The 25,412-nt window shown below is 71.5% G+C and carries 26 protein-coding genes; 8 read left to right on the top strand and 18 right to left on the bottom strand.

Annotation, left to right across the window (positions count from 1 at the left end; all coding sequences use genetic code 11):
- Positions 1–11 precede the first annotated feature (11 nt).
- The 7 genes from OG379_RS31080 to OG379_RS31050 form a co-directional block, all read right to left on the bottom strand.
- Positions 12–1,274 carry an alpha/beta fold hydrolase gene (locus tag OG379_RS31080; RefSeq protein WP_393763037.1) on the bottom strand — a complete coding sequence of 421 codons (1,263 nt, stop codon included), beginning with the start codon at positions 1,272–1,274 and terminating at the stop codon, positions 12–14.
- 588 nt (positions 1,275–1,862) lie between these two features.
- On the bottom strand, positions 1,863–2,522 hold the full coding sequence (locus tag OG379_RS31075; protein WP_405666314.1) for a hypothetical protein: 660 nt from the start codon (positions 2,520–2,522) through the stop codon (positions 1,863–1,865).
- 73 nt (positions 2,523–2,595) lie between these two features.
- Positions 2,596–3,762: an ROK family glucokinase gene (locus OG379_RS31070; protein ID WP_099175088.1), complete on the bottom strand. Its 1,167-nt coding sequence runs from the start codon at positions 3,760–3,762 to the stop codon at positions 2,596–2,598.
- Positions 3,763–3,894: 132 nt separating this feature from the next.
- Positions 3,895–4,755, bottom strand: coding sequence for an ATP-binding cassette domain-containing protein (locus OG379_RS31065; protein ID WP_405666313.1), 861 nt, complete (start codon positions 4,753–4,755; stop codon positions 3,895–3,897).
- Positions 4,752–5,801 (bottom strand): ABC transporter permease, encoded by a 1,050-nt coding sequence (locus OG379_RS31060; protein WP_393762923.1) that lies wholly within the window; start codon positions 5,799–5,801, stop codon positions 4,752–4,754. The genes OG379_RS31065 and OG379_RS31060 overlap by 4 nt, the downstream gene beginning before the upstream one ends.
- Positions 5,798–6,778 carry a sugar ABC transporter substrate-binding protein gene (locus tag OG379_RS31055; RefSeq protein WP_393762921.1) on the bottom strand — a complete coding sequence of 327 codons (981 nt, stop codon included), beginning with the start codon at positions 6,776–6,778 and terminating at the stop codon, positions 5,798–5,800. Before OG379_RS31055 ends, OG379_RS31060 begins: the two co-directional genes overlap by 4 nt.
- 240 nt (positions 6,779–7,018) lie before the next feature.
- On the bottom strand, positions 7,019–7,780 hold the full coding sequence (locus OG379_RS31050) for a GntR family transcriptional regulator (RefSeq protein ID WP_393762919.1): 762 nt from the start codon (positions 7,778–7,780) through the stop codon (positions 7,019–7,021).
- A gap of 93 nt (positions 7,781–7,873) precedes the next feature.
- On the opposite strand from OG379_RS31050, the gene OG379_RS31045 reads away from it, so the two are divergent.
- Entirely contained in the window at positions 7,874–8,878 is a 1,005-nt protein-coding gene (locus tag OG379_RS31045; protein WP_405666312.1) for a Gfo/Idh/MocA family oxidoreductase, read from the top strand.
- Between the two features lie 43 nt (positions 8,879–8,921).
- Here OG379_RS31045 and OG379_RS31040 read toward each other — a convergent pair whose 3' ends face one another.
- The 5 genes from OG379_RS31040 to OG379_RS31020 are packed head-to-tail and all read right to left on the bottom strand — an operon-like array spanning position 8,922 to position 13,710.
- On the bottom strand, positions 8,922–10,118 hold the full coding sequence (locus OG379_RS31040) for a cytochrome P450 (protein WP_405666311.1): 1,197 nt from the start codon (positions 10,116–10,118) through the stop codon (positions 8,922–8,924).
- Between the two features lie 11 nt (positions 10,119–10,129).
- Entirely contained in the window at positions 10,130–10,549 is a 420-nt protein-coding gene (locus tag OG379_RS31035; RefSeq protein ID WP_405666310.1) for a PaaI family thioesterase, read from the bottom strand.
- 15 nt (positions 10,550–10,564) lie between these two features.
- Positions 10,565–11,737: a cytochrome P450 gene (locus OG379_RS31030; protein ID WP_405666309.1), complete on the bottom strand. Its 1,173-nt coding sequence runs from the start codon at positions 11,735–11,737 to the stop codon at positions 10,565–10,567.
- Positions 11,738–11,767: 30 nt separating this feature from the next.
- Positions 11,768–12,496, bottom strand: a complete 729-nt coding sequence (locus OG379_RS31025; RefSeq protein WP_405666308.1) for a response regulator — start codon at positions 12,494–12,496, stop codon at positions 11,768–11,770.
- Complete coding sequence (locus tag OG379_RS31020) at positions 12,493–13,710, bottom strand: sensor histidine kinase (protein WP_405666307.1); 1,218 nt, start codon at positions 13,708–13,710, stop codon at positions 12,493–12,495. Before OG379_RS31020 ends, OG379_RS31025 begins: the two co-directional genes overlap by 4 nt.
- Before the next feature lie 145 nt (positions 13,711–13,855).
- Here OG379_RS31020 and OG379_RS31015 point away from each other — a divergent pair, with 145 nt between their 5' ends.
- Positions 13,856–14,059 carry a hypothetical protein gene (locus OG379_RS31015; protein ID WP_405666306.1) on the top strand — a complete coding sequence of 68 codons (204 nt, stop codon included), beginning with the start codon at positions 13,856–13,858 and terminating at the stop codon, positions 14,057–14,059.
- Positions 14,060–14,110: 51 nt separating this feature from the next.
- Here the strand turns inward: OG379_RS31015 and OG379_RS31010 are convergent, their stop codons facing one another.
- Positions 14,111–15,031, bottom strand: a complete 921-nt coding sequence (locus OG379_RS31010) for a DMT family transporter (RefSeq protein ID WP_405668711.1) — start codon at positions 15,029–15,031, stop codon at positions 14,111–14,113.
- A 222-nt stretch (positions 15,032–15,253) separates the two neighbouring features.
- Between OG379_RS31010 and OG379_RS31005 the strand changes: the two genes are divergently transcribed.
- Positions 15,254–15,907, top strand: a complete 654-nt coding sequence (locus OG379_RS31005; protein WP_405666305.1) for a TetR/AcrR family transcriptional regulator — start codon at positions 15,254–15,256, stop codon at positions 15,905–15,907.
- Positions 15,908–15,968: 61 nt separating this feature from the next.
- Here the strand turns inward: OG379_RS31005 and OG379_RS31000 are convergent, their stop codons facing one another.
- Entirely contained in the window at positions 15,969–16,595 is a 627-nt protein-coding gene (locus tag OG379_RS31000; RefSeq protein ID WP_405666304.1) for a dihydrofolate reductase family protein, read from the bottom strand.
- Positions 16,596–16,777: 182 nt separating this feature from the next.
- Between OG379_RS31000 and OG379_RS30995 the strand changes: the two genes are divergently transcribed.
- Both OG379_RS30995 and OG379_RS30990 read left to right on the top strand, forming a co-directional pair.
- Positions 16,778–17,245, top strand: coding sequence for a hypothetical protein (locus tag OG379_RS30995; protein ID WP_405666303.1), 468 nt, complete (start codon positions 16,778–16,780; stop codon positions 17,243–17,245).
- Between the two features lie 80 nt (positions 17,246–17,325).
- Entirely contained in the window at positions 17,326–18,162 is an 837-nt protein-coding gene (locus tag OG379_RS30990) for an aldo/keto reductase (protein ID WP_405666302.1), read from the top strand.
- 130 nt (positions 18,163–18,292) lie between these two features.
- On the opposite strand, the gene OG379_RS30985 is transcribed toward OG379_RS30990, so the two are convergent.
- The 3 genes from OG379_RS30985 to allB all read right to left on the bottom strand — a co-directional run bounded on the left by OG379_RS30985 (position 18,293) and on the right by allB (position 21,175).
- Positions 18,293–18,622 carry a putative quinol monooxygenase gene (locus OG379_RS30985; protein WP_401629033.1) on the bottom strand — a complete coding sequence of 110 codons (330 nt, stop codon included), beginning with the start codon at positions 18,620–18,622 and terminating at the stop codon, positions 18,293–18,295.
- Positions 18,623–18,712: 90 nt separating this feature from the next.
- Positions 18,713–19,828 (bottom strand): allantoicase, encoded by a 1,116-nt coding sequence (gene alc / locus OG379_RS30980; RefSeq protein WP_405666300.1) that lies wholly within the window; start codon positions 19,826–19,828, stop codon positions 18,713–18,715.
- Between the two features lie 3 nt (positions 19,829–19,831).
- On the bottom strand, positions 19,832–21,175 hold the full coding sequence (gene allB, locus OG379_RS30975) for an allantoinase AllB (RefSeq protein WP_393762890.1): 1,344 nt from the start codon (positions 21,173–21,175) through the stop codon (positions 19,832–19,834).
- A gap of 346 nt (positions 21,176–21,521) precedes the next feature.
- Between allB and OG379_RS30970 the strand changes: the two genes are divergently transcribed.
- Positions 21,522–22,325: an IclR family transcriptional regulator gene (locus OG379_RS30970; RefSeq protein WP_393762888.1), complete on the top strand. Its 804-nt coding sequence runs from the start codon at positions 21,522–21,524 to the stop codon at positions 22,323–22,325.
- A gap of 92 nt (positions 22,326–22,417) precedes the next feature.
- On the opposite strand, the gene OG379_RS30965 is transcribed toward OG379_RS30970, so the two are convergent.
- Positions 22,418–22,738, bottom strand: coding sequence for a DUF5955 family protein (locus OG379_RS30965; protein ID WP_405666299.1), 321 nt, complete (start codon positions 22,736–22,738; stop codon positions 22,418–22,420).
- 191 nt (positions 22,739–22,929) lie between these two features.
- Between OG379_RS30965 and OG379_RS30960 the strand changes: the two genes are divergently transcribed.
- Together OG379_RS30960 and aceB are read left to right on the top strand one after the other, a co-directional pair.
- The gene (locus OG379_RS30960; protein WP_405666298.1) at positions 22,930–23,535 is read left to right on the top strand and encodes an NTP transferase domain-containing protein; all 606 of its coding nucleotides are present in this window, start codon (positions 22,930–22,932) and stop codon (positions 23,533–23,535) included.
- 254 nt (positions 23,536–23,789) lie between these two features.
- Complete coding sequence (gene aceB, locus OG379_RS30955; RefSeq protein ID WP_405666297.1) at positions 23,790–25,409, top strand: malate synthase A; 1,620 nt, start codon at positions 23,790–23,792, stop codon at positions 25,407–25,409.
- Positions 25,410–25,412 lie beyond the last annotated feature (3 nt).

Below are 25,412 nucleotides of genomic sequence, written 5' to 3'. Positions count from 1 at the left end.
CACCCATCCTGCTACGCGGGCGGGGTGGTTTCCTCCTGGATCACGGACTGCGCGATCTCGAACGCCGCGCCTGCCGCCGGGATGCCGCAGTAGACGGCGGTCTGGAGCAGCACCTCCTTGATCTCGACCGGTGTGAGGCCGTTGCGCAGGGCCGCCCTGACGTGCTGCGCGAGCCCGCCCAGATGCCCGGACGCGACGACGGCGGTGAGGGAGACACAGCTGCGGGCCCTGCGGTCGAGTCCCTCCCTGCTCCAGATCTCGCCCCAGGCGTAGCGGGTGAGGAGGTCCTGGAAGTCGTCGGTGAAGGTGTCGGACGCGGCCGTCGCGGCGTCCACGTGCGCGTCGCCCAGCACCTCGCGCCGGACCTTCATCCCACGGTCGTACCGGTCGCTGCGTCCCGTGGGGGAGGCGTCGGGCAGGTCGGCCGCGGCCGCGATCTCCGCGACGGGGACGACGGGGGCGAACGGGGCGGAGAAGCCCGGGGACGGCGGCACGGGGATCGACGCCAGGGTGTCCTGCCAGGCGGTCGAGAAGTGCATCAGCAGCAGGTCGGTGACGGCGGCGGGCTGCTCGACCGGGGCCAGATGGGAGGCCCCGGGGACGAGGGCGAGCCGGGCGTCCGGGATGCCCGCGACCAGGGTCCGGGCCTCGGCGGGGCCGGTGACCTTGTCCTCCGCCCCCACCAGGACGAGGGTCGGCACTCCGATGCGGGGCAGTTCCGTACGGATGTCGAAGGCGGCCAGGGCCTCGCAGGAGGCGATGTAGCAGCCGGGGTCGGTGGTGCGGACCATCTGGACGGCCCACTCGACGATGGCCGGCTGGGCGGCGGCGAAGCCGGGGGTGAACCAGCGCTCCGGGGAGGTCCGGGCGATCGGCTCCAGGCCGTTGCTGCGGACGATCACCCCGCGCTGCCGGAATTCGTCGGCGGTGCCGAAGCGGGGCGACGCGGCGACGAGCGCGAGGGCGGCGACCCGGTGCGGGTGGCGCAGCGCCAGGTCGGCGCCGACGGCGCCGCCGATGGAACAGCCGGCGTATCCGAAGCGCTGGACGCCGACGCTGTCCAGTGTGGCGAGGAGTCGGTCGGCGAGGTCGGTGACCGCGGCGGCCGGGTACGCGGGGGCTCCGCCGTGTCCGGGGAGGTCGTAGCGGAAGATCCTCCAGTGCTGGGAGAGCTCCGGTATCTGGCGGTCCCACATGTGCCAGGTGGTGCCGAGCGAGGGCCCGATGACCAGGACGGGGGCGTCCTCCGGACCGTCGAAGCGGTACTGGAGCAGCCGCCCGGGGCCCTGGGCCGCCTGCGGGCCGGGGGCGGGCTGCGGGGCCTGCGCCGCAGGGCCGGCCGGCTGCGCACCGCCGGGTCCCTGGGGCTGCGGGGCCTGCGGCCGGGCGTGCTGCGGCCCGGCGGCGGGCTGCGAAACCTGCGGCTGGGCGTGCTGCGGCCCGGCGGCGGGCTGCTGCGGGGCCTGCGGCTGGGGGTGCTGCGGCCCGGGGAGCTGCTGCGAGTGCGGCGCAGCCGGCGCCGGCTGCGGGACCTGCACCTGCGGCTGGTCGTACGGCTGCGCCGGGGCGGACCGACCTGCGTACGGCTGGGCGTACTGCGGCCCGGAAGCCGGCTGCGGTGCCGGGGCGGGCACCTGCTGCGGAGGCGGGGCGGCCGCCTGCGGCGGCTGCGCAGCCGTCGGCCCTGGGGCCTGCGCGTACACCTGGCCGGGCACGGGCTGGGGGGCCTGGGGCAACTGCCGGATCACTTCGCCCTGCAGAGGCTCGGGGTTGGCCGTCCGCGGGGGCCGGGCGGGCTGCGGGGTCGTCTCGCTCACTTCACTCACTCGCTCCAGGGTAATGAGCGGCCCGTCCGCTTCCCGTCAGGGGGTGGACGCGGAGACCGCGTAGACGACCGGGGCCGCCGGATCGGTCATGTTGACGGTGATGTTCTGCGTGGGGCGCGGGTCCTTGTTCTTGTGGACCGTGCCGGCCCAGTCGACGCCCGGTCCGAAGTACCACCCGGTGATCTTGATGTCCCGTTCGCCGATGGTGACCTTCCCGGTCTCCAGCGCGGCACGGCCGGTGCCGACACCGCTCAGGAAGCGGTCGAGCCCTGCGGATGTCGTACGGAACTTCACGTACATCCGGCTGGCCTTCCAGTTGTTCGTCTCGTAGTACTGGACCCCCTGCGCATTGCCCGGAATGGGCAGCTCGAAGATCCGGCGCTGCATGCCGGACGGCCAGTCCTCGCGCAGTCCCTGGGCGGCGGCCTCGGCCTCCTTGTCCTTGCCGGAGCGGCGGCTCTGGCCCGCGGAGATCACCAGGTAGCCGGCCGGGATGCCGATGAGCAGCACGATGATGGTCAGGGTGATCAGACGCCGTCTGATCACCCTGCGCCGGTCCTCCGGGGGCGTGCCGTCGCCGCCCCCCGAGGACCCGGACGAACCGGAGGACCCCGAGGCGCCGGACGACCCGGACGACCCCGAAGGGCCGGACGTAGGAGGCTGGCGCGGCACGATGTGGTGCTCGGCTGCGGTCATGATCGGTGATCCCTCGAAGCTGCGGTACGGAGCGGGGTGCGGATGGCCGGAAGCCGCGGCGCGCGGCCCCCGGTCACTCGCCGGGGCGGGTGCTGCGCGTGTTCCGGATGGTGCTCGCGGCCTGGTCGTAGAACTGCGCGTACCGCTCGTAGCGCTCGACCCGGCGGCGGTTGGTCCGCCGGAACCTGCGGGCCACCAGACGGGCGAGGTCCGCGGCGCCGACCATACCCGCCTCGGGGCCGAGCTGGGCCTTGGCGATGCGGGCCTCCGGGCGGTAGCCGCGGCCGGTGAGGTGGCGTTTGAAGGCGTCCCTGGCCGGGCCGATCAGCAGGTCGTCGGCGGCGCTGACGCCCCCGCCGATGACGAAGCAGGACGGGTCGAGGGCAGCGGCGAGATTGGCGATTCCCACGCCGAGCCACTGGCCGATGTCCTGGAGGAGCTCGACGCACATGGCGTCGCCCTCGCGGGCCAGTTCGGTGATGAGCGGCCCGGTGATGTCGGGGATGTTGCCCTTGACCCGCTCGATGATGCCGTGCGCCACCGGGGAGTCCGCCGCGGCCAGCTCCCTGGCCTCGCGCACGAGGGCGTTGCCCGAGCTGTACTGCTCCCAGCAGCCGCGGTTTCCGCACGGGCAGCGGTGCCCGCCTGGCACCACCTGCATATGGCCGAACTCACCCGCGACGCCGTACTTGCCCCGCTTGACGTGCCCGTCCTCGAGGATCGCCCCGCCGATGCCGGTGCCCAGCGTGATCATGACCAGATGGTCCTCGCCGCGGCCGGCGCCGAAGCGCCACTCCGCCCAGGCCGCCGTGTTGGCGTCGTTGTCGACCATCACGGGGACCACCAGCCGGGAGGCGATGGCGTCGCGGAGCGGTTCGTCGCGCCACGCCAGGTGCGGGGCGAACAGCACCTTGGAGCGGTCCGCGTCGACCCAGCCCGCCGCACCGATCCCGACGGCGTGCACATCGTGCCGGTCGGAGAGGTCCAGGACCAGCTCGACGATGGTGTCCTCGACGACCTTGGGGCTCTTGGACTTGTCCGGCGTCTCGGTGCGCAGGGTCTCCAGGATGTTGCCGTCGGCGTCGACGACTCCGGCCATCACCTTCGTCCCGCCGATGTCGATGCCGACCGTGGGAACCCTGGGTGCCGTGAGGTGCGAGCGCCGCTCCTTGGTGCCGACGGTCCGCAGGACGGTGGCGCGGGCGGAGCCGCGGTGTGTGAAGTCGCGGTACGTGCTCATCGTCCCTGCGCAGGTCGGGGGGCCGGTCGGTGATCCGTCCGGCGGCGGACGGCGCCCGCCGCACACGATTCTGCCATTCCCCCGCCCCCGGAACCGGTCTCCGGCCCCGGGGCGGGGGGTGCGGAACGGGGTTTACGGGGTGTCGTCACCGACGGGCCGGCCGCCGAGGTGGTCCGGCGAGGAGGCTCGTTCGAGCTCGTGGCTGAGCTCGTCGAGCTCGCTCCCACCGGCCATCTGACGGGTCAGTTCGTCGAGTGTGACGTCGTCCTTCGTGTGGCTTCCGGACATCGCGCCACGCTTGAGCAGCACGAACCGGTCGCCCACGAGGTACGCGTGGTGCGGGTTGTGCGTGATGAGGACCACGCCGAGCCCGGCGTCCCTGGCGGCCGCGACGTACTTGAGCACGACCCCCGACTGCTTGACGCCCAGCGCCGCGGTCGGCTCGTCGAGGACGAGGACCTTGGCGCCGAAGTACACGGCACGGGCGATGGCCACGCACTGGCGTTCACCGCCTGACAGGGTGCCGATGGGTTGATCGACGTCACGCAGGTCGATGCCCATGCGCAGCAGCTCCGCGCGGGTCGTCTCGCGCATCCGCCGTACGTCGAGGCGCTTGAAGGGGCCGGAGCCCTTCGTCGGCTCGGAGCCGAGGAAGAAGTTGCGCCAGACCGGCATCAGCGGAACGACGGCCAGGTCCTGGTAGACGGTGGCGATGCCCCGGTCCAGGGCGTCGCGCGGGTTGGCGAGCGTGGTCTCCTCGCCCTCGATCAGGAAGGTCCCGGCGTCGTGCCGGTGCAGCCCCGCGATGATCTTGATGAGCGTGGACTTGCCGGCGCCGTTGTCGCCGAGGACACAGGAGATCTCCCCCGCGTGCACCTCCAGCGAGACGTTCTCCAGGGCCTTGATGTTGCCGTAGTACTTGCTGACGCCGTCGAGCTCGACGAGCGCCGGGCCGGCCGCGCCCCGGGTGGCCGGAGCCTGGGTGGCCGTCATTTGGTCGCCTCCGCACGCTTGCGTACCCAATGGTTGAGCAGGGTGGCCAGGAGCAGCATCGCTCCCAGGAAGAACTTGAACCAGTCGGGGTTCCACTCCGCGTAGACGATGCCCTTGCTGGTCATGCCGAAGATGATCGCGCCGATGGCGGAGCCGATCGCGGAGCCGTAGCCGCCGGTGATCAGACAGCCGCCGATGACGGCCGCGATGATGTAGATCAGCTCGTTGCCGACGCCCTCGCCGGACTGCACCACGTCGTAGGAGAACAGCAGGTGCTGCCCGGAGACCCATGCGGCGAAGGCCACACCGAGGTAGAGCCCGATCCGCGTACGGATCACGGGGACGCCGACCGCGCGTGCGGCGTCGGCCTCACCGCCGACGGCGAAGATCCAGTTGCCGAAGCGGGTGCGGATCAGGATCCAGGTGGCGATCGCGACGAGCGCCGCCCACCACAGGATGGTGACCTTCAGCTCGACGTCGCCGATGGTGAGGTAGGACGCGAAGACCTTGCGGGCGGAGTCGAAGCCCTCCATGTTCCCGATGGCCTTGGTCGAGACGGTGCCGCTGATCAGCTTGGTGAAGCCGAGGTTCAGGCCGGTCAGCATGAGGAACGTGCCGAGCGTGATGATGAAGCTCGGAAGCTTGGTGCGGGTGAGCATGAAGCCGTTGAACGCGCCGAAGCCCAGGGTGACCAGCAGCGACACGAAGACGCCGACCCAGACGTTGGCGGTCATCTGGTAGCTGAACATCGAGGAGATCAGCGCCGAGCTGGTCACCATCACACCCGCGGAGAGGTCGAACTCGCCGCCGATCATCAGGAGCGCGACGGGCGCCGCCATGATCCCGATGGTGGAGGCCGCGTACAGCACCGTGCCGAGGCTGGAGGCCTGGAGGAAGCTGTCGGCGACGATCGCGAAGAAGAGGAAGACGGCCGCGGCCCCGACCACCGAGCCGAGCTCGGGACGGCCGAGGAGCTTGCGCAGCGGGGAGGTGCGCAGCAGGCGTTCGTCGGTGTGGGGCGCCGCCGGTTGCCCGGTCGCGGTCATCGGGTCCCCCGGTTCGTGTACTCCGCCAGCGCGTCGGCGTCGTCGCGGGTGATGACCTGGGGGCCGGTCAGGACGGGCAGGCCGCCGCCGAGGACGTTCTGGTTGTAGCGGTAGAGCCAGAGCAGGTCGACGGCCTCGTACCCCTGGAGGTAGGGCTGCTGGTCGACGGCGAAGCCGAGGGTCTTGTCCTTCAGCCCGGTGGCGACGCTCGCGTTGAGGTCGAAGGTGTCGATCTCGGCCTCGCTCCCCGCGGTCTTCTTCGCCTTGACGGCTGCGGCGGCGAAGGGGGCGCCGAGGGTGACGACCGCGTCGATGCTCTTGTCGGAGTCGAGCTTCGCCTCGATGGACGCCTGGACGTCGGGCATGTTGGTGCCGTCGACGTAGAGGTTCTGCATCGTTCCGCCGAAGGTCTTCTTCGCCCCGGCGCAGCGCTGCTCGTGGCCGACGTTGCCCTGCTCGTGCAGGACGCAGAGCACCTTCTTGCGCTTCCGCGTGTTCAGCTCGTCACCGACGGCCTCACCCGCGATGGACTCGTCCTGGCCGATGTGGGTCAGGGCGCCGAAGGCCTTGGACTCGGCGGATCCCGAGTTCACGGTGATGACGGGGATGCCCGCCTTGACCGCCTTGGCCACGACGGTCTTCATCGAGTCGGGCTTGGCAAGCGAGACGATCAGGCCGTCGACCTTCTTGTCGATCGCGGTCTGGACGAGCTCCGCCTGCTGCTGGCCCTCGTCGCTGTGCGAGTAGAGGAAGTTGATGTTGTCCTTGTCGGCCGCCTGCTTGGCGCCCTTCTGGACGATGTCCCAGAAGGTGTCGCCATCACCCGAGTGGGTGACCATGGCGAACGTCCAGCGGGGCGTGTTCACCGCGGACCGGCCTTCGGCGGCCTGAGCGGCGCGCTCCTCCGCCCGCTTGCCGCCGGTGCTGCTGCATCCCGCGAGGGAGGCTGCCAGTACCGCTGCCAGCACGGCGCCCATCGCACGTACCCCTGTCCGAACCCTTGCCACGACGCCGTGCCCTTCTTGTGCTGCTCGCTGTGCTGCCTGGTGAAGCCGGGGAGGGCGGACTCGCCGCCCGGCGGGCCAAGTATCCCCGAGCCCGGACCGGTGTGGACCGGCAGGGGCGCGGGCCGCGCCCTCCCGTCGTTCTAGCGACCTAGCATGACCGCGTCAACGTTTTTGTCCGAACATTCTTACCGGAGGCCGCCGACCGGGGAATCAGGGGCGGACGAGCAGCTGGAACTCGAAGGCGTACCGCGAGGCCCGGTAGACGTGCGAGCCGAATTCGACCGCCCGCCCGCCGTCGTCGAACGTGGTGCGTTCCATGGTCAGCAGCGGTGCGCCCGCGGGCTCCGCGAGCAGCTCGCCCTCCTCGGCGGTGGCGGCGCGGGCCCCCACCGTCTGCCGGGCGCTGTGCAGGGTGATTCCTGTGGCACGCATCATCCGGTACAGACCGGTCGCCTCCAGCCGCTCGGTGGAGAGGTCGAGCAGCTGCGGCGGCAGGTGGTTGCGCAGGAGCGCCACGGGCTCGTCGTGCGCGTAGCGCACCCGCTCGACGAGATGGACGTCACTGCCCTCCTCGACACCGAGCGCGGCGGCGACCTCGGGTGCCGCCGCCTCGACCGTGTTGCGCAGGACGCGGGTCGCCGGTTTCCGGCCGGCCGTGTCCAGGTCGTCGTAGAGGCTGCTCAGTTCGAGCGGACGCTTGATGCGGCTGTGCACGACCTGGGTGCCGACACCGCGCCGTCGCACCATCAGCCCCTTGTCGACGAGGGACTGGATGGCCTGGCGGACGGTGGGCCGGGAGAGCCCGAGCCGTGCGGCGAGCTCCAGTTCGTTGCCGAGAAGGCTGCCCGGTGCGAGCCGCCCCTGCTCGATGGCCGCCTCCAGCTGCTGGGCCAGCTGGTAGTAGAGCGGGACGGGGCTGGTGCGGTCCACACCCAGCCCGAGGGCGGCGGAGTCGGCAGCGGGTTTGGGCACGGCACGGAGCGTACCCCGTACGGCCGCACCACACCCTTCGATTTGTCAGGACATATAGTTGACAGTGCGTCTGGGGGGCGGCACGTTGGGTCCATGCGCATCGGACTCATCGGCACGGGCCGCATCGGTTCCTTCCACGCGGGCGTCCTGGCACGCCATCCCGCGGTCGCCTCCCTGGTGGTGACGGATCCCGACACCGCCCGCGCCTCGGTGGTCGCGGCACGGACGGGTGCCACAGCCCTCGCGTCCGCGGAGGAAGTCCTCGGTGCGGGAGTGGACGCCGTCGTGATCACCTCGGCCACCTCGGCGCACGCGGACCTCATCGGCCGGGCGGCCCGGGCCGGTGTGCCCGCCTTCTGCGAGAAGCCCATCGCGCTGGACCTGGCGGGCACGCTCGGCGCGCTGCGCGAGGTCGAGCGGGCGGGCAGTGAGCTCCAGCTCGGCTTCATGCGCCGGTTCGACGCGGGCTACGCCGCGGCGCGCGCCGCCGTGCGCGGCGGGTCCCTGGGCCGGCTGCACACCGTGAGGGCGGCGACCTCCGACCCCGCTCCCCCGCCCGCCGCCTACCTCCCGCTCTCCGGCGGGCTGTTCAGGGACTGCCTGGTGCACGACTTCGACATCCTGCGCTGGGTGACGGGCCGCGAGGTGACCGAGGTGTACGCGACCGGGTCCGACGCGGGCCCCGCGATGTTCCGGGAGGCGGGCGACGTGGACACGGCGGCGGCCCTGCTGACCCTGGACGACGGCACGCTCGCCACGGCGACGGCCACCCGGTGCAACGGGGCCGGTTACGACGTGCGCATGGAACTGGCGGGTGAGCGGGACCAGATCGCGGTCGGCCTCGACGACCGTACGCCGCTCACGTCCGCCGAGCCGCAGGGGCCGCCCGCTCCCGCCAAGCCGTGGCCGGGCTTCCTGGAGCGCTTCGCCCCGGCGTACGAGGCGGAGCTGGACGCGTTCCTCGCCGTCGTACGCGGAGAGCTTCCGAACCCGTGCGACGGCCGGGAGGCGCTGCACGCGCTGCGCGTCGCCGAGGCGTGCGAGCTGTCGCGCCGGGAGCGCCGTCCCGTACGGATGGCGGAGATCGCCGAGGCCTGAGGGTCCGGTCCGCTCTCTGCCGCGTACCGGGCCCTGCAGCCGGCTACCAGGTCACCGGCAGGCTCAGCGGGCCCCGGATCAGCATGCCCGTACGCCAGGGCAGGCCGGCCGGGTCCGCGTCGAGCCGCAGCTCCGGGCAGCGTTCGAGGAGCGACCGGATGGCGATGCGGGCCTCGATGCGGGCCAGTGGCGCACCCAGGCAGTAGTGGATGCCGTGCCCGAAGGCGACGTGCCCGCGGGCGTCCCGCGTGATGTCGAAGCGGTCGGCGTCCGGGTAACGGGCGGGGTCGCGGCCGCAGTCGGCCATCGCGACCAGGACGAGCTCGCCACCGCCGGGAATCACCGTGCCCGAGATGTCGAGCGGGTCGGTGGTGAAGCGGTAGGTGGGGGTCTCGACGGGCCCCTCGTAGCGGAGCGTCTCCTCGACCGCGTTGTCGATCAGCCCGAAATCCGCCCGCAGCGCGTCGAGTTGGCCGGGATGCGTCAGCAGACTCAGGACGCCGTTGGAGATGAGGTTGACCGTGGTCTCGTGTCCGGCGACGAGCAGCAGCCAGGCCATGCCCATGAGTTCGTCGGCGGAGAGCTGGTCGCCGTCGTCGTCCGACGTGTGGACGAGCGCGCTCATCAGATCGTCCCCAGGGGCCGCGCGCTTCTCCTCGACCAGTCCGTCGAGGTACGCGGTCATGGCTGCTTTGGCCCGGCCGCGCGCCTCGGCGTCGAGGGACGAGACGGCTGTGTCGGACCATTCGCGGAAGGCCTGCCGGTCCAGGGACGGCACACCCAGAAGCTCGCAGATGACGGCCATCGGCAGGGGGACCGACAGCGACTTGACCAGGTCGGCGGACCGGCCGGGGCCGGCGGTCATGGAGTCGAGGAATCCGTCCGTCATCTCCTGGACGCGCGGGGCGAGCCGTTCCATACGGCGCGGGGTGAACTCCCGGGCCACGAGCCTGCGCAGCCGGGTGTGGACCGGGGCGTCACTGCCCAGCATGGACGTACCCACGGACACCTTGCCGACGCCCAGCGAGGGCGAGGCGGCGCGCCAGTCCTTGGAGAGCCGCTGGTCGGCGAGGAGGGCTCTCCCCGCGTCGTACCCGACGACCAGCCAGGCCTCGGCGCCCTCCGGGATGCGGACCCGGTGCACCGGACCGAGGGCGCGTAAGCGCGCGTAGACGGGATACGGGTCGCGGATGAAGTCCTCGCCGAGGGCGCCGAGGTCGAGCAGGGCCTGGGTGGTCAACGCGTTTCCCTTCAGACCGGTCGGGCGGAGAGAACGGTCCCCTGGGCGACCGCGCACAGGGTCTCCGCCCCCTCGTCGTCCACGGTGTACAGGTCGCAGCGCACGACGGCCTGTCTGCGGCCGGTGTGGACCACCTCGGCACGGGCGCTCAGGGTGCGGCCGCTCGCCGGCCGGACGTACTGGATCGAGAATCCGCCGGTCAGGACGGCCGCTCCGAGCGTCGTCCCGGCGGCGAAGGTCAGCGCGTTGTCGGCCGCGTAGGAGAGCACCCCGCCGTGCAGGAACCCGTTCTGCTGGGTGAGCTCCTTGCGCACGTCGACCTCGAGGACGGCCCCGCCGCCCCCGAACGCCGTGATCCGCGCGCCGACGAGTCCGCTGAACGGCTGGCTGTCGAGGACCTGCTGCGCCGTGTCCAGGGTGAGTTCGGTCATGGACGCCATCTCACCTCACCAGCGGACCGGAAGGCGGCGGACGCCCCGGAGCAGCAGCCCGGGCAGCCAGTCGGGCTCCCCTCCGTCCGGGTCCCGGACGAGTCCGGGGCAGCGCTCCAGCAGGGCGCGGATCGCGATGCGGCCCTCCATCCGGGCCAGTGGAGCGCCCAGGCAGAAGTGGATGCCGTGCCCGAAGGCCAGGTGCCCCTGCGCCTCGCGCCGGATGTCGAAGGTGTCCGGGTCCGGATAGCGGCCGGGGTCACGGTCCCCGGAGCTGAGGGCGACCAGCACGGCCTCGCCCTGCGGTACGACGACCGGGCCGATGGCGACGGGTTCACGGGTGAAGCGGAAGGTGGCCGTCTCCACGGGCCCGTCGTAGCGGAGCATCTCCTCGACGGCGCCGTCGATCAGCTCCGGCCGGGCGCGGAGCAGGGCCAGCTGGTCCGGGTGGTCGAGCAGTGCGCGTACGCCGTTGGCGATCAGGTTCACGGTCGTCTCGTGTCCGGCGACCAGGAGCAGGAAGGCCATGCCGATGAGCTCGTCCGACGACAGGCGGTCGCCTTCGTCGTCACGTGCCTGGATCAGGGCGCTCATCAGGTCGTCGCCCGGAGCACACCGCTTGTCCTCGACCAGCTCCTCCAGGTAGGCGCCCATGGCGGAGACCGCCTCGCTCTCCTTCTCCGGCGAGACGGGCGTGACGATGGCGTTGGACAGCAGGCGGAAGGCGTCCCGGTCGATGTCGGGTACGCCGAGGAGCTCGCAGATCACGGTCATCGGCAGCGGGAAGGCGAACGCGTCGATGAGGTCGGCGCTCCCGGCGGGCACCATCGCGTCGAGGAGGTCCCCGGTGATCTGCTCGACGCGCGGACGCAGGGCCTCGATCCTCCGGGCGGTGAACTCGCGTGCGACGAGTTTGCGCAGCCTGGTGTGGTGCGGGGCGTCCATCTCCAGCATGTTGGCGTTGATCGGGTTGCTCGACGCGGAGAAGCGCTCCGTCGTGCGCCAGTCCTTGCTGAACCGCTGGTCGGCGAGGGCCGCACGGGCCTCCTCGTAACCGACGATCATCCAGATGCTCTCGAAGTCGTCGGTACGGACCTGGTGCACCGGCCCGTCGGCGCGCATCTTCGCGTAGTACGGATACGGATTCGCGCTGAAGTCCGCCGCCCCGCGCAGATCGACCACTGTCATCGTCCCGCCCCCTCTTCCGGTCTGACCGGTTCAGCCTAGGCGGCTGTCCGGCGCCCCGTCCTCGTCCGCATGGAGGAGACCCGCGTCGTGCACCAACAGCGCGATCTGGACACGGTTGTTGAGTTCGAGCCTGGCCAGGATCCGGGAGACGTGCGCCTTGACCGTCGCGACGCTCAGATGGAGACCGGCGGCGATCTCGGCGTTGGAGCTGCCCCGGCCGACGGCCGAGGCCACGTCCTGCTCGCGCTCCCCGAGCTCGGCGAACCGCTGCCTGGCACGTGTCCTGCGGTCCTGTCGGTCGTCCGCCGGGTCTCCCGCCGCACGGGCCATGAGCCGGCGGGTGACGGCGGGCGAGAGGACGGGCTCACCGGCCGCGACGCGGAGGACCGCCTCGACGATCTGCGCCGGCGGGGTGTCCTTCAGGACGAAGCCCGCCGCTCCCGCGCGGATGGCGCGCAGCACCTGCTCATCGGCGTGGAACGTGGTCAGGACGATGACCTCGGGCGCGCCGGGCCGGCGGCGGAGCTCCTCGGTCGCGGCCAGGCCGTCCATGCCCGGCATGCGGATGTCCATGAGCAGGACGTCGGGGTGGGTCCGGGCGACGAGGGCGGCGACCTCGGTACCGTCGGCGCCCTCACCCACGAGGTCGATGCCCTTGGCGCCGCCGAGCATCAGGGCGAGTCCGGCACGCACGAGCGGGTCGTCGTCGATGACGGCCAGCCGGACCGGTGGCGCTTCCGGAGACGCAGGAGTGCTCATGCCGGCCACGGTAGCCGGGCCTCGACCGCGAATCCGCCGTCGGGACGCGGTCCGTGGTCCAGACTGCCGCCGGCCAGGCCGGCCCGCTCGGTGAGCCCGATGAGGCCCTGGCCGGATCCGGGGACCGGTTCGAAGGGCTCGGTGGGTGCGGGGTTGCGGACCTCGATGGTCAGCCCGTCGCCCGGCCCGCCTGCCACGGTGACGTCGACGGGGGCTCCGGGCGCGTGCTTACGGGCGTTGGTCAGCGCTTCCTGGGCGATGCGGTAGACCGTGCGTCCGGTTGCCGCGGGCGCCCGGGCCGGGTCGGCGACACTGTTGGCCAGGGTGACGTCCATGCCCGCCGAGCGGGACTCGTCGATCAGGGCGTCCAGGGTGACGAGCGTGGGCTGGGGCCTGTTGCCGTCGTCGGTGTCGCCCGGTCCGCGCAGCACACCGATGATCTCGCGGAGGTCCTGGAGCGCCTCGTGGGCACTGTCCCGGATGACTCCGGCGGCTCTCGCGACCTCGGCCGTGGGCGCGTCGGGCCGGAATTCGAGGGCGCCGGCGTGCACGCTGAGCAGCGTCAGCCGGTGGGCGAGGACGTCGTGCATCTCGCGGGCGATGGCCTGCCGCGCCAGCCGCTGCGCCTGCTCGGCCCGGAGCGCGGCCTCGGCCTCCGCCCGTCGCGCGCGTTCGCGCAGGGTGACGACCAGCTGCCGCCGTGACCGTACGACCATGCCCCAGCTGAGCACGAGGAGGACGAGCAGCACCCCGATGGCGGTGGAGGCGAAGAACGACGCCTCGGGATCCGGGCGCAGCATCGGCTGCACGGGCGCGACGACGAGGGCGCCCGCGCCGACGAGGGCGACCTGCTTGTACGGACGGTGCACGGCCAGGCTGAACAGCCCGATCAGCATGGCCCCGGCCGCGACGGGCTCCACCAGGCTGACCGCGGTGAGGCCCACGGCGACTCCCACGGGCCACCTGCGCCGGAACCAGAGCACGCAGCACGACGCCGCCCCGATGAGCGAGTCGGCGAGAACGACACCGTCCGGTGTCGTCGGGTCGGCCTCGATCGCCGCGAGGGCGATCATCCCGAAGCCCGCGGCGCAGACGAAGGCCGTGATGTCGACGGCCCAGTCCCGTACGGTCCGCCGCGAGCCGCCCCGGTCGCCGGACAGCTCGTCGTCGGCCAGGGCGGAGGGCAGCAGCCAGCGGTACTCCGTACGTGTCATGTCGACAAAACTACGCACGTGGAGGGCCCGGAGACGTCTGTCCGTGCCAGGGAGATACCGAAGTCGCACGATCCGAGACTTCCGTCGGTGGGTCGCATACCGGTGGCCGACGCGGGCCCGGGGCGGCCCACGCGAGGCTCGGGCCATGAAGAAATTCGTGGAGTCGGTGGGGTTCATCGTGTTCGCGCAGGGCGCCGCAGGACTGCTGTACGAGTGGACGGGCTGGTTCCGGCTGTGGGCCCTGGTGGCGAAGCTCGACTTCCTCGACGACTACGGCCTCTTCGTCAACGTCGTGCTGCTCGTGACCGGCGGAGCCGTGATGGTCGCCGCGGACTCGATCAGGACGTGACGCAGGACGTGACGCGGGACGTGACGCGGGACGCGACGGCAGGACGCGGCGTCACGACGTGACGTCCGCGCGGCGGCGTCCCCACGCGGTGCCCGTCAGCACGAGCGCCGCGCCGAGCGCCCCCAGCGCGCCGAGACGCTCTCCGCCGATCGCGATGCCGGCGGCGGCGGCCCAGAGCGGCTCCGTACCGAGGAGCAGGCTGACCCGGGACGGAGAGGTGCGGCGTACCGACCACATCTGCACGAAGAACGCGAACAGCGTGCAGAACACGGACAGGAAGAGCAGTCCCGCCCACTCGGCGGCTCCGAAGTCCGCCGCCACCGTCCAGGGCGCGGGCCCGGCCCCGGGCACGGCGGCCAGTACGGCGAAGACGGCGACGGCACTTCCGAGTTGCACCGTGGTCAGGGAGAGCGAGTCGGCGTCCTGGACCGCCTTGATGCGCGCCATCGCGAGGACGTGCACCGTACGGGCGACGGCCGCGAGCAGCATCAGGAGGTCCCCTGCCGAGGGGCTGGTGAAGCCGGCGCCCTGGGTCAGCAGCACCACGCCCGTGACGGAGAGACCCGCCGCCGCCAGGAAGGCGGCCGGCGGCCTGACCCGGGTGACGGCGGCCTCGGCCAGCGGGGTGAAGACCATGGTGAGGCTGATGATGAGCCCCGCGTTGGTGGCCGACGTGTGCACGACCCCGTACGTCTCCAGCAGGAAGATCCCGCTGAGCACCAGCCCCAGCAGGCCGGCACCCCGCCACTGCGCGCCGCTCAGCACCCGCAGCCCGCGCCAGCCGGCGACGGCCAGGGCGGGCAGCACGATCGCGAAGCGGAGCACGAGGACGGCGATCACGGTGTGCGTCGTGGTGATGCCCTTGGCCGCGAGGTAGCTGGCCCCCCAGACGGCGGCGACGAGCAGGAGCGGCAGATCGGTGACCCACGCGCGGCGGGGCGGGGCGAGAGCGGGCAGGACGGCAGCGGACACCTGGTTCTCCTGGTTCTCCACAGCGGGAACGATGTGGAGACCTCGCCGGCTCACACGGGGAGCGATCACCGTACCGAACGCCGCCACGCCCGGGAACCTCTGTCCGCAGGGTGACTCGGCCACCTGTTCGCAGGAGTCGTCCCCACCGGAAGCGGTCCCCCGGCGGTGACGGCTCCTCCTAGAATGTCGGTCTTGGGACGCTCGGACACACGGAGTTGGCACATGGGTGGAGCGCGGCTGGACGGACGGGTCGAGCGGGGGAACCAGACCAGGCAACTGGTGCTGGGGCGCGCGGTCCACGTCGCCTCGACCGAGGGACTGGAGGGCCTGTCGCTCGGACGGCTCGCCACGGAGCTGAAGCTGAGCAAGAGCGGGGTGTTCGCCCTCTTCGGTTCCAAGGAGGAGCTGCAGCTCGCCACGGTGCGCGCCGCGGTGACCGTCTTCGTCGAGCACGTGCTGACTCCGACCAGGGCGGTTCCGCCCGGGCTGGGCCGTGTCTGGCGGATGTGCGAGAGCTGGCTCTCCTACTCGCAGCGCCGGGTGTTCAGTGGCGGTTGCTTCTTCTACGCGACCATCGCCGAGTTCGACTCCCGGGAGGGCAAGGTGCACGACGCGCTGGCCTCCACGCAGACGGGCTGGGTCACCTTCGTTGAGGAGACACTCGAGGAGGCCAGGGTGCGGGGGGAACTCGTCGCGGACACGGACGTCTCGCAGCTGGCCTTCGAACTCATCGCGTTCATGGAACTGGCCAACGCCGAGTCCGTGCTGCACAACAACAGCCCCGGCTACACCAAGGCGGCGCGGGCCATCCTGGGGCGCCTGCACACGGTCGCCACCGACCCCTCCGCGCTGCCGGCGGCCCCCGAACCGAAGTAGCCGCATGTCCGTTCATCCGTTGGCCCCGCCGTGGGGAGAGCGGGCTGCGCGGAGGCCCGTGTCACACAGCGGGCGGGTCGAAGTCTCCGAACCGGGCAGGTCCCTCCGGCCGGTAGGTGTGGATCGCGATGCCGCTTCCGGTGGTCCGGGCACCGGTCAGCTCGAAGGCTGTCGGCTTCCCGCCTTCCGCGAAGAGCCGTTTACCGCTCCCCAGGTAGACCGGGTATACGAGCAGGTTGACCTCGTCGATCAGGCCGTGCGCGAGGAGGGACCGCGCCAGTGTGCCGCTGCCGTGGATCTGCAGCTCACCCTCCGCCGTCCGCTCCTTGAGCCGGGCGACCTCGGCCGGCACGTCGCCGGGGACGACTGTCGTGTTCTCCCACTCCGGGTCGGTCAGGGTGGTGGAGACGACGTGCTTGGGCAGGGTGTTGAGACGTGTGGCGATCGGGTCCTGCGGGTCGGTGACCCTGGGCCAGTAGGCCGCGAAGATGTCGTACGTACGCCGTCCCAGGAGAAAGGCGCCCGACCGGTCGAAGACCTCGTTGGTGAAGGCCGCCATGCCGTCGTCCGCGAAGGGCACCAGCCAGCCGCCGTACTCGAATCCGCCACTGGTGTCCTCGTCGGTGCCTCCGGGCGCCTGCATGACGCCGTCGAGGGACACGAACGTGGTGAGAGTCAGCTTCGCCATGGTCCCGCTCCTTCGCGTCGTGCCGGGGGTCATGGGTCCCGGCAGTCCGTCCGCTTCCACCTGTTCTGACACCACTTTCGGGCGAAAGTCATCCGTACGCCCGATGAGGTCCGCCGCGATTCCACGGTCACAGATCGACTACATCACCGACGCCTCGCACGTACCTTCGATACATAGGGTGCATGCGCACCACACACATCACTCGTGCCGGACTCTCCGTGCTCGTCGCTCTGACCGCACTGGCCGCCTGCACCGAGGAACCGGAAGAGACGCCCGGAGCCGCGCCGTCCTCGTCCCGCTCCACCGGTCCGTCCACGTCGTCCCCCACCGCCCCGGTGGACACGGCGGCACTGGAATCGTCCGTACGCGCGTACGTGACGGCCTACTACGAGCCGGACACCGACGCCGCCTACGCGCTCGTCTCCACGCGCTGCCGGAAGGACATGTCCGAGGCGCAGTTCGAGGCGCTCGTCGACCGGGCGACGCAGACGGCCGAGCAGCTCGGGAAGACCTACACCCTGAAGCGGCTGTCCGTGGACAGCGTCCACGAGAACGACGCGGAGGTGACCTACGGCGTGGGCGAGCCGAAGTACGACGAGCGGTCCTCCTGGGTGCGGGAGGACGGTGAGTGGCACAACGACCTCTGCTGACGGGGACCGCGCCGCCGCGCGCCGCGCCCGACGGCCCGTCCTACGCTGGCGGGGACGGTACGCGAACGAAATGGGAGACCATGAGCCAGACACCGCCCCCGGTCCGCAATCTCCACGACGGCAGCACCATCCCCGCGGTGGGCCTCGGCACCTGGCCACTCGACGACGAAGCGGCCGAGCGGGCCGTCGCCGGGGCGCTGCGGGCCGGTTACCGGCTCGTGGACACCGCGCTGAACTACGGGAACGAGACCGGCACCGGCCGCGGCATCGCGAGCTCCGGAGTGCCGCGGCAGGACGTCTTCGTCACGACCAAGGTGCCCGGCCGCCATCACGGCTACGAGGAGACGCTGGCCTCCTTCGAGGAGTCACGCGGCAAGCTGGGGCTGGAGTACGTCGATCTGTATCTCATCCACTGGCCGCTGCCCCGGGTGGACAAGTACGTCGACACCTGGAAGGCGATGATCAAGCTCCGTGAGGACGGCCTCGTACGCTCCATCGGCGTCTCCAACTTCACCGCGGAGCACCTGGCCCGGCTGGAGCGGGAGACCGGCGTGCTGCCCGTCGTGAACCAGATCGAGATGCATCCGCTGCTCCCGCAGGAGGAGCTGCGGGCGGTACACGACGCGAAGGGCATCGTCACGGAGAGCTGGAGCCCGCTGGCCCGGGGGCGCCAGGTGCTCGAGGCGCCCGAGGTGGTCGCCACCGCCGAGGCCCACGGTGTGACGCCCGGCCAGGTCGTGCTGCGGTGGCACACGCAGCTGGGGGCGGTGCCGATCCCGAAGTCCGCGGATCCCGGGCGGCAGCGGGAGAATCTCGATCTGTTCGGCTTCGAGCTGACGCAGCGGGAACTGGACCTGATCGGGGCCCGGCCGCCTCACCGCTTCGGCGGGGACCCCGATACGCACGAGGAGTTCTGACCGCGGTCTCGGGTGTCACGGTGGCGGCCGGGGCCGGGGGCTGACCGGCCGTCACCGGCTGCGCGGGGCGTGCACGGCCACCGGTTGCGCGAGGCTGCCACAGTCACCGGTTTGCGCGGGGCCGCCACGGTCACCGGTTACGCGGGGTGACCTCCGACATCCGGGACCAGTCGTCTCCGGGCACCTCGACGTTGATGATCTCCGGTACCTCGCTGACGAGCTCCGACATGGTGTCGATCGCCTTCTTGAAGTGTTCGGAGTTCACATGCGCCACACCGGCCTCCTCCGAGGCGAACGCCTCCAGCAGGACGAACTGGTCCGGGTTCTCGACGCTGTAGGACCAGTCGAAGAAGAGGTTGCCCGGCTCCTGGCGGGTGGCGAGGGTGAAGTCCTCGACGGCCGGGAGCCAGTTGTCCCGCTCGGCGGTACGCACGGTGAACTTGACGGCGATGAAGATCATGGCGACTCCTGGTCGGGGGCGGCGGCGTCCCGACCAGGGTCCCATATCCGTGCAGGCCGGGCCTGAACCGGCACACCCGCCCCGGGGCGGTCAGCCGCCGAGCGCCTCGTGACGTGCGGTCAGCCGCGCCGCCCCCTCCTCGGTGAGCGAGCCGAAGAGCCGCAGCCGGGAGATCCCGCCGTCCGGGAAGATGTCGATCCGGACGTGCGTGGAGCGCACGGGCTCAGGCAGGACGAAGCGGTGGTTCGTGTCGGGCTGGAGCCGGGTGCGGGGCAGGATCTCCGACCACTCGCCGTCCTCGCCGTCACTGACCGAGATCTCCGCCCAGCCCGCCGCGTTGCCCTTGAGGTAGGCCGTGTCGATCTCGACCGCCCGGATCTCCGACTGCTCCGCCAGCCGGTAGCGGATCCAGTCGTTGCCCTTGTCGCGCCGGCGGCGGGTCTCCCAGCCGTCGTCCATCTTGTGCGAGCGGCCCGGCGCGACGGTGTTGGTGGCCGGGGAGTAGAAGCGGTCGGAGGCGTCCTCGACCTGGCCGCCGTTCTCCAGGGCCGCCAGGTCGAACGTACCGAGCGCGGTGAGCCATGCCGGGTCCGGGGCCACCTCGCCGTGGACCCGCAGGCGGGCTATGCCTCCGTCGGGGTGCTGGTTGACCCGGAGGTGGGTGAACCGCTGCTCCGCGTCGACGGCGAAGCCGTTGGCCGCGTGTCCGCCGACGGCCGTACGGGGTACGAGGGTCGTCCACTTCACGCCCGGCGCGAGGAGGTCCTCGGGTGACGGGGAGCCGGGCAGCGAGGTCGCCTCGACGGAGACCGACTGCGGGTAGTTGCCGCGGAAGTGCGCGGTGTCGACGACCAGCCCGCGCACCACACCGGGAGCACCGAGGCGTACGAGGGCCCAGTCGTGGTCCTCGTCGGTGGGGTGCGGCTCGGCGGCGCCGGTGCCACGGCGGCGGCGGGTCTCCCAGCCGTCCATGATCTTGCCCTTGTGCCCGAAGCGCTCGGGATCGAACTCCGCGGGCTCCGGCTTCAGCAGGTTCTCCCGCTCGGCGAAGAACTCGTCGTTGGCGGCGATGACCCCTGCGCCGAGACGCCGGTCGGCGAGGTCCACGAGGTGGGTGAAGGGGAAGTCGGCGGTGCGGTAGTCGGCGTACGGGTCGCCTCCCCCGTAGGGGCTCGCGTCGCCGGTGAAGTGCGGTGCCGTCGTCATGGGTCAGCGGTTCCTTTCGAGGAGGCGGCCGGTGGGTTCGGCGAGTACGCCGTCGGCCGCGATCCGCGTGCCGCGCAGCCAGGTGGACCTGACGACGCCGTGCAGGGTCTTCCCCGCGTAGGCGGTGACCTGGTTGCGGTGGAAGAGTCCGGCCGGATCGACGGTGAAGGTCTCGTCGGGGGCGAGAACCGCGAAGTCCGCGTCCCGCCCGGCCTCGATGGCGCCCTTGCGGGTGAGCCCGGCGAGGCCGGCGGGGGCTGCGGACATCCAGCGGGCCACGTCGTCGAGGGTGTGGCCGCGCCGGCGTGCCTCGGTCCAGATGGCGGGCAGGCCCAGCTGCAGCGAGGAGATCCCTCCCCAGGCGGAGGCGAAGTCGGGGGTCTTGAGGTCCGTGGTGCAGGGCGAGTGGTCGGAGACGATGCAGTCGATCGTGCCGTCGGCGAGCCCGGCCCAGAGCGCGTCCTGGTTCTCGGCCTCCCGGATGGGCGGGCAGCACTTGAACTCGGTGGCGCCGTCGGGGACTTCCTCGGCGGTCAGGGTGAGGAAGTGCGGGCACGACTCGACGGTGACGCGTACGCCCTCGCGCTTGGCGGCGGCGATGAGCGGCAGGGCGTCGCTGGAGGAGAGGTGCAGGACGTGCACGCGGGCGTTCAGCCGCTTCGCGTGGGCGATGAGGCCCTCGATGGCGGCGTTCTCGGCGTCGCGGGGGCGGGAGGCGAGGAAGTCGGTGTACTTCTCCCCGCTCTTCTGCGGAGCCTCGGCCAGGTGGTGGGGGTCCTCCGCGTGCACGATCAGGAGCCCGCCGAAGCCCGCGATCTCGGCCATCGAGCGGGCCAGCTGCTCCTGGTCCAGCTCGGGGAACTCCTCGACGCCCGAGGGCGAGAGGAAGCACTTGAAGCCGAAGACCCCGGCCTCGTACAGCGGGCGCAGGTCCTTCGTGTTGGAGGGGATCGCGCCGCCCCAGAAGCCGGTGTCGATATGCGCCTTGGGGGCGGCCACACCCTGCTTGACGCGCAGGTGTTCGACGGTGGTGGTCGGCGGGAGGGAGTTGAGCGGCATGTCGAGGAGGGTCGTGATGCCGCCCGCCGCCGCGGCGCGGGTGGCGGTCCAGAAGCCCTCCCACTCGGTGCGGCCGGGGTCGTTCACATGGACGTGGGTGTCGACGAGGCCGGGCAGCAGGACGTCGTCCCCGAAGTCCTCGACGTGGGCTCCGTCGGGCACCTCGGTGTCGTACGGCAGGACCGCTTCGATCTCCCCGCCGGCGACGAGGACCGCCGCCGCACGGGTTCCCTCGGGGGTGACCACGCGCGTCGAGCGGAGTACCTGCTTCTTGTCCACTCCGGACACCTGTGCTCCTCACGCAAGACTTCAACGATTTGTTGAAGGAGTCTTCACTCGGGAAAGCGGCCCGTCAAGACCCCTCCTGCCCCTCGGGCTTCCCCGTGGACGGGCCCATGGAACGCCCATGGCGCCGATTGGACATTTCCACGAAGTAAAAGTTCATTTTCGACAGGCGGAACGTAGAATAGACCAGGAGCGGCACCACCGCGCTTCGGGCCGAACGCGTCCCGGACCGCCGACACCAGGACAAAACAGGTCCTGACCGGCAAGGACGCCGCACCGGGAGCAGTGGGCCGATCGGGAACAGCCCGGTAGGCTGCTGCCTTGCCTCCGCTTCGAAAGGACCGTTGACGTGCCGCCGTCCCACGCCAGCACATCCGACTCCAAGCCCGCCGGTCCCAGCGGCGGCGTGCAGTCCCTCGAGCGCGCCTTCGATCTGCTGGAGCGCATGGCGGACGCCGGGGGCGAGGTCGGGCTCAGTGAGCTCTCCGCGAGCAGCGGACTCCCGCTCCCGACCATCCACCGGCTGATGCGCACCCTGGTCGTCTGCGGCTACGTACGCCAGCAGTCCAACCGGCGCTACGCGCTGGGTCCCCGCCTGATCCGCCTCGGCGAGTCCTCGGCCCGCCTGCTGGGCACATGGGCGCGGCCCTACCTCCAGCGGCTGGTCGAGGAGACCGGCGAGACGGCGAACATGGCGCTGCTCGACGGGGACGAGATCGTGTACGTCGCCCAGGTGCCCTCGAAGCACTCGATGCGGATGTTCACCGAGGTCGGCCGGCGGGTGCTCCCCCACTCCACCGGCGTGGGCAAGGCCCTCCTCGCGCACACCCCGGCGGACGAGGTGCGGGCCCTGCTGGCCCGTACGGGCATGCCGGCGGCCACCGAGAAGACGATCACCACCCCGGACGGCTTCCTCGACGCGCTCGAACAGGTGCGGAGGGCGGGCTACGCGGTGGACGACAACGAGCAGGAGATCGGGGTCCGCTGCCTCGCGGTCTCGGTGCCGGACTCCCCCACCTCGGCGGCCATCTCCATCTCCGGGCCCGCGGGCCGGGTGACGGAGACGGCGACCGAGCGGATCGTGCCGATCCTGCAGCAGATCGCGAAGGAGCTCTCGGACGCCCTGGCCAGCAGCGGCGGCTCGACGGGCTGAGCCTCTCCGGGCGGCCCCTCAGGCCGGGGCGGGCGCCGGGAGGCCTCCGTCCGAGGCTGATCCGCCGCTGACGTCACAGACCCCCGCCGACGTCACGGGTGGCGGCGCGGCGGCTCCCCGAAGAGCTCCACGGCGACCCGTACGTCCCGGAGGCCCGGGGCCAGGGCGCTGACCGAACCGATCGCCCCCGCGACCAGCAGCAGCGAACGGCGCAGCCTGGGTATCTCGGGCCTCCCGCTGACCGCCATGGCGTCCAGCGCGGCCAGCTCGTCCTCGGCGATACCCCGGTCCGGGAACTCGGCGGGATGTCCGGCGAGTTCGCGGCGGAGCCGGGAGACGGCCGTACGCAGCTCCGTCACCCTCGGGTCCTCGCCGCTCCCGGTCAACCGCTCCTGCCCCACGCTTCGCAACAAAGCACTCCCCCTCGCACGTCTTTGTGCCGGTGTGTCGACCTGGCCCCGGGCGGCGGTCAAGTACCCGGGTCCGCCCGCAAGTTAACGCCACCGAAGGTGGCGGGCGCCACTGTGCGGACAAGGAATCAGGGTACCTCCGGGGTGTGACAGCCACTCCGCCCGTACGCATGGCGCAGTGATATCCAGGGCACATGGCTCACACACGACCGATCCCCGTAATCGCCGGAGTGCTGCTCGCCGCCGGTGGCGGCCGCCGCCTCGGCGGCCGGCCGAAGGCCCTGCTGGAACACCGCGGCCGCCCCCTGGTCGAGCACGCGGTGCGGTCCCTGCGCAACGGCGGCTGCGGACCCGTCCGTGTCGTCCTGGGTGCCGCGGCCGAGGAGGTGCAGGCCCTGACGGACCTCTCGGCGTGCGAGGTGACGGTGAACCCGTCATGGGAGGAGGGGATGGGCTCATCGCTCCGGGCGGGCCTGGGCGCCCTCGCCGGTTCGGACGTGGACGCGGCCCTCGTGCTCCTGGTCGACCAGCCGGGCATCGGGGCGGAGGCGGTGGCGCGCGTCCGCTCGGCGTACCGCTCCCGGGCGTCGCTGGCGGCCGCCTCGTACGACGGGGAGCGCGGCCACCCCGTGCTGTTCGGCGCCGACCGATGGGCGGACATCTCGGCGGGCGCGGTCGGCGACCAGGGCGCGCGGGCGTACCTGCGGGCGCATCGCGATGCGATCACGCTCGTCGAGTGTTCCGATGTGGCTCAGGCGTACGACATCGACACGGCGGAGGATCTGACGCGCCTGGAGTGAACGGACCGTACAGGACCTGGCACGCCGCGCCACCGGAGCGGCACATCTGTCGACCCGGAGAATCTCGACATCAACAAACCATTGAACTTCCACCATGAGGAAACTAATATCCACTGATCAGAAGCCCATGGTTCCGCTTCGGTTCCTCGGCGGTACCCATGGCCGTATCTCGGAGCCCTGGCACCCCGTGCCGTCCCGGGCGACCCGGCGGCCGTGGGGTGCCGCCGCACCACCCGCTGAAGGAGTGACAGCTCATGTCCGCACCAGCGCCGTCCCCGCTGGCCATCGTCGACGCCGAGCCCCTGCCGAGGCAGGACGAGGTCCTGACCGATGCGGCCCTCGCGTTCGTGGCCGAGCTCCACCGGCGGTTCACGCCCCGGCGTGACGAGCTGCTCGCCCGCCGTGGCGAGCGCCGCGCCGAGATCGCCCGCACCTCCACACTGGACTTCCTGCCTGAGACGGAAGCCATCCGTGTGGACGACACCTGGAAGGTCGCCCCGGCCCCGGCCGCGCTGGACGACCGCCGGGTGGAGATCACCGGTCCGACCGACCGCAAGATGACCATCAACGCCCTGAACTCGGGCGCCAAGGTCTGGCTCGCCGACTTCGAGGACGCGTCCGCCCCCACGTGGGAGAACGTGATCACCGGCCAGCTCAACCTGATCGACGCCTACACGCGGAACATCGACTTCACGGACCCGAAGTCGGGCAAGTCGTACGCCCTCAAGCCCGCCGAGGAGCTCGCGACCGTCGTCACGCGCCCCCGCGGCTGGCACCTGAACGAGCGCCACCTCCAGCTCGACGGCACCCCGGTGCCCGGCGCGCTGGTCGACTTCGGCCTCTACTTCTTCCACAACGCGCAGCGCCTGATCGACCTCGGCAAGGGCCCGTACTTCTACCTGCCGAAGACGGAGTCGCACCTGGAGGCACGCCTCTGGAACGACATCTTCGTCTTCGCCCAGGACTACGTCGGCATCCCGCAGGGAACGGTCCGCGCGACCGTCCTGATCGAGACGATCACCGCCGCGTACGAGATGGAGGAGATCCTCTACGAGCTCCGCGACCACGCCTCCGGGCTGAACGCGGGCCGCTGGGACTACCTCTTCTCCATCGTCAAGAACTTCCGCGACGGCGGCTCGAAGTTCGTCCTGCCGGACCGCAACCTGGTCACGATGACCGCTCCGTTCATGCGGGCGTACACCGAACTCCTGGTCCGCACCTGCCACAAGCGCGGCGCGCACGCCATCGGCGGCATGGCGGCCTTCATCCCGTCGAGGCGCGACGCCGAGGTCAACAAGGTGGCCTTCGAGAAGGTCAAGGCGGACAAGGACCGCGAGGCGAACGACGGCTTCGACGGCTCCTGGGTGGCGCACCCGGACCTGGTCCCCATCGCGATGGAGTCCTTCGACGCGGTCCTGGGCGCCAAGCCGAACCAGAAGGACCGGCTGCGCGAGGACGTCTCGGTGGCGGCGGGCGACCTGATCGCCATCGACACACTGGACGCGAAGCCCTCGTACGACGGCCTGCGCAACGCGGTCGCGGTCGGCATCCGCTACATCGAGGCGTGGCTGCGGGGCATGGGCGCGGTCGCCATCTTCAACCTGATGGAGGACGCGGCCACCGCCGAGATCTCGCGCTCGCAGATCTGGCAGTGGATCAACGCGGACGTGGTCTTCGAGAACGGCGAACACGCCACCGCGGACCTGGCCCGCAAGGTCGCCGCCGAGGAACTCGACGCGATCCGCGCGGAGATCGGCGACGAGACCTTCGAGTCCGGCAAGTGGCAGCAGGCCCACGACCTGCTGCTCCAGGTCTCGCTGGACCAGGACTACGCGGACTTCCTGACGCTGCCGGCGTACGAGCAGCTGGGCTGACCG

Origin of the sequence: Streptomyces sp. NBC_01166, from assembly GCF_045039765.1 — a bacterium.
In the GTDB taxonomy this organism is placed as follows: Bacteria; Actinomycetota; Actinomycetes; order Streptomycetales; family Streptomycetaceae; genus Streptomyces.
Note: the sequence above shows the minus strand (reverse complement) of the source record. Positions and strands in the feature narration are given on the sequence as shown.

Excerpts from the sequence above, each read along its gene's own strand:
- OG379_RS31075 (WP_405666314.1), bottom strand. The coding sequence starts at position 2,522 with ATGACCGCAGCCGAGCACCACATCGTGCCGCGCCAGCCTCCTACGTCC.
- OG379_RS31070 (WP_099175088.1), bottom strand. The coding sequence starts at position 3,762 with ATGAGCACGTACCGCGACTTCACACACCGCGGCTCCGCCCGCGCCACC.
- OG379_RS31065 (WP_405666313.1), bottom strand. The coding sequence starts at position 4,755 with ATGACGGCCACCCAGGCTCCGGCCACCCGGGGCGCGGCCGGCCCGGCG.
- OG379_RS31060 (WP_393762923.1), bottom strand. The coding sequence starts at position 5,801 with ATGACCGCGACCGGGCAACCGGCGGCGCCCCACACCGACGAACGCCTG.
- OG379_RS31055 (WP_393762921.1), bottom strand. The coding sequence starts at position 6,778 with ATGGGCGCCGTGCTGGCAGCGGTACTGGCAGCCTCCCTCGCGGGATGC.
- OG379_RS31045 (WP_405666312.1), top strand. The coding sequence starts at position 7,874 with ATGCGCATCGGACTCATCGGCACGGGCCGCATCGGTTCCTTCCACGCG.
- OG379_RS31035 (WP_405666310.1), bottom strand. The coding sequence starts at position 10,549 with ATGACCGAACTCACCCTGGACACGGCGCAGCAGGTCCTCGACAGCCAG.
- OG379_RS31030 (WP_405666309.1), bottom strand. The coding sequence starts at position 11,737 with ATGACAGTGGTCGATCTGCGCGGGGCGGCGGACTTCAGCGCGAATCCG.
- OG379_RS31025 (WP_405666308.1), bottom strand. The coding sequence starts at position 12,496 with ATGAGCACTCCTGCGTCTCCGGAAGCGCCACCGGTCCGGCTGGCCGTC.
- OG379_RS31020 (WP_405666307.1), bottom strand. The coding sequence starts at position 13,710 with ATGACACGTACGGAGTACCGCTGGCTGCTGCCCTCCGCCCTGGCCGAC.
- OG379_RS31015 (WP_405666306.1), top strand. The coding sequence starts at position 13,856 with ATGAAGAAATTCGTGGAGTCGGTGGGGTTCATCGTGTTCGCGCAGGGC.
- OG379_RS31005 (WP_405666305.1), top strand. The coding sequence starts at position 15,254 with ATGGGTGGAGCGCGGCTGGACGGACGGGTCGAGCGGGGGAACCAGACC.
- OG379_RS31000 (WP_405666304.1), bottom strand. The coding sequence starts at position 16,595 with ATGGCGAAGCTGACTCTCACCACGTTCGTGTCCCTCGACGGCGTCATG.
- OG379_RS30995 (WP_405666303.1), top strand. The coding sequence starts at position 16,778 with ATGCGCACCACACACATCACTCGTGCCGGACTCTCCGTGCTCGTCGCT.
- OG379_RS30990 (WP_405666302.1), top strand. The coding sequence starts at position 17,326 with ATGAGCCAGACACCGCCCCCGGTCCGCAATCTCCACGACGGCAGCACC.
- OG379_RS30985 (WP_401629033.1), bottom strand. The coding sequence starts at position 18,622 with ATGATCTTCATCGCCGTCAAGTTCACCGTGCGTACCGCCGAGCGGGAC.
- alc (WP_405666300.1), bottom strand. The coding sequence starts at position 19,828 with ATGACGACGGCACCGCACTTCACCGGCGACGCGAGCCCCTACGGGGGA.
- OG379_RS30960 (WP_405666298.1), top strand. The coding sequence starts at position 22,930 with ATGGCTCACACACGACCGATCCCCGTAATCGCCGGAGTGCTGCTCGCC.
- aceB (WP_405666297.1), top strand. The coding sequence starts at position 23,790 with ATGTCCGCACCAGCGCCGTCCCCGCTGGCCATCGTCGACGCCGAGCCC.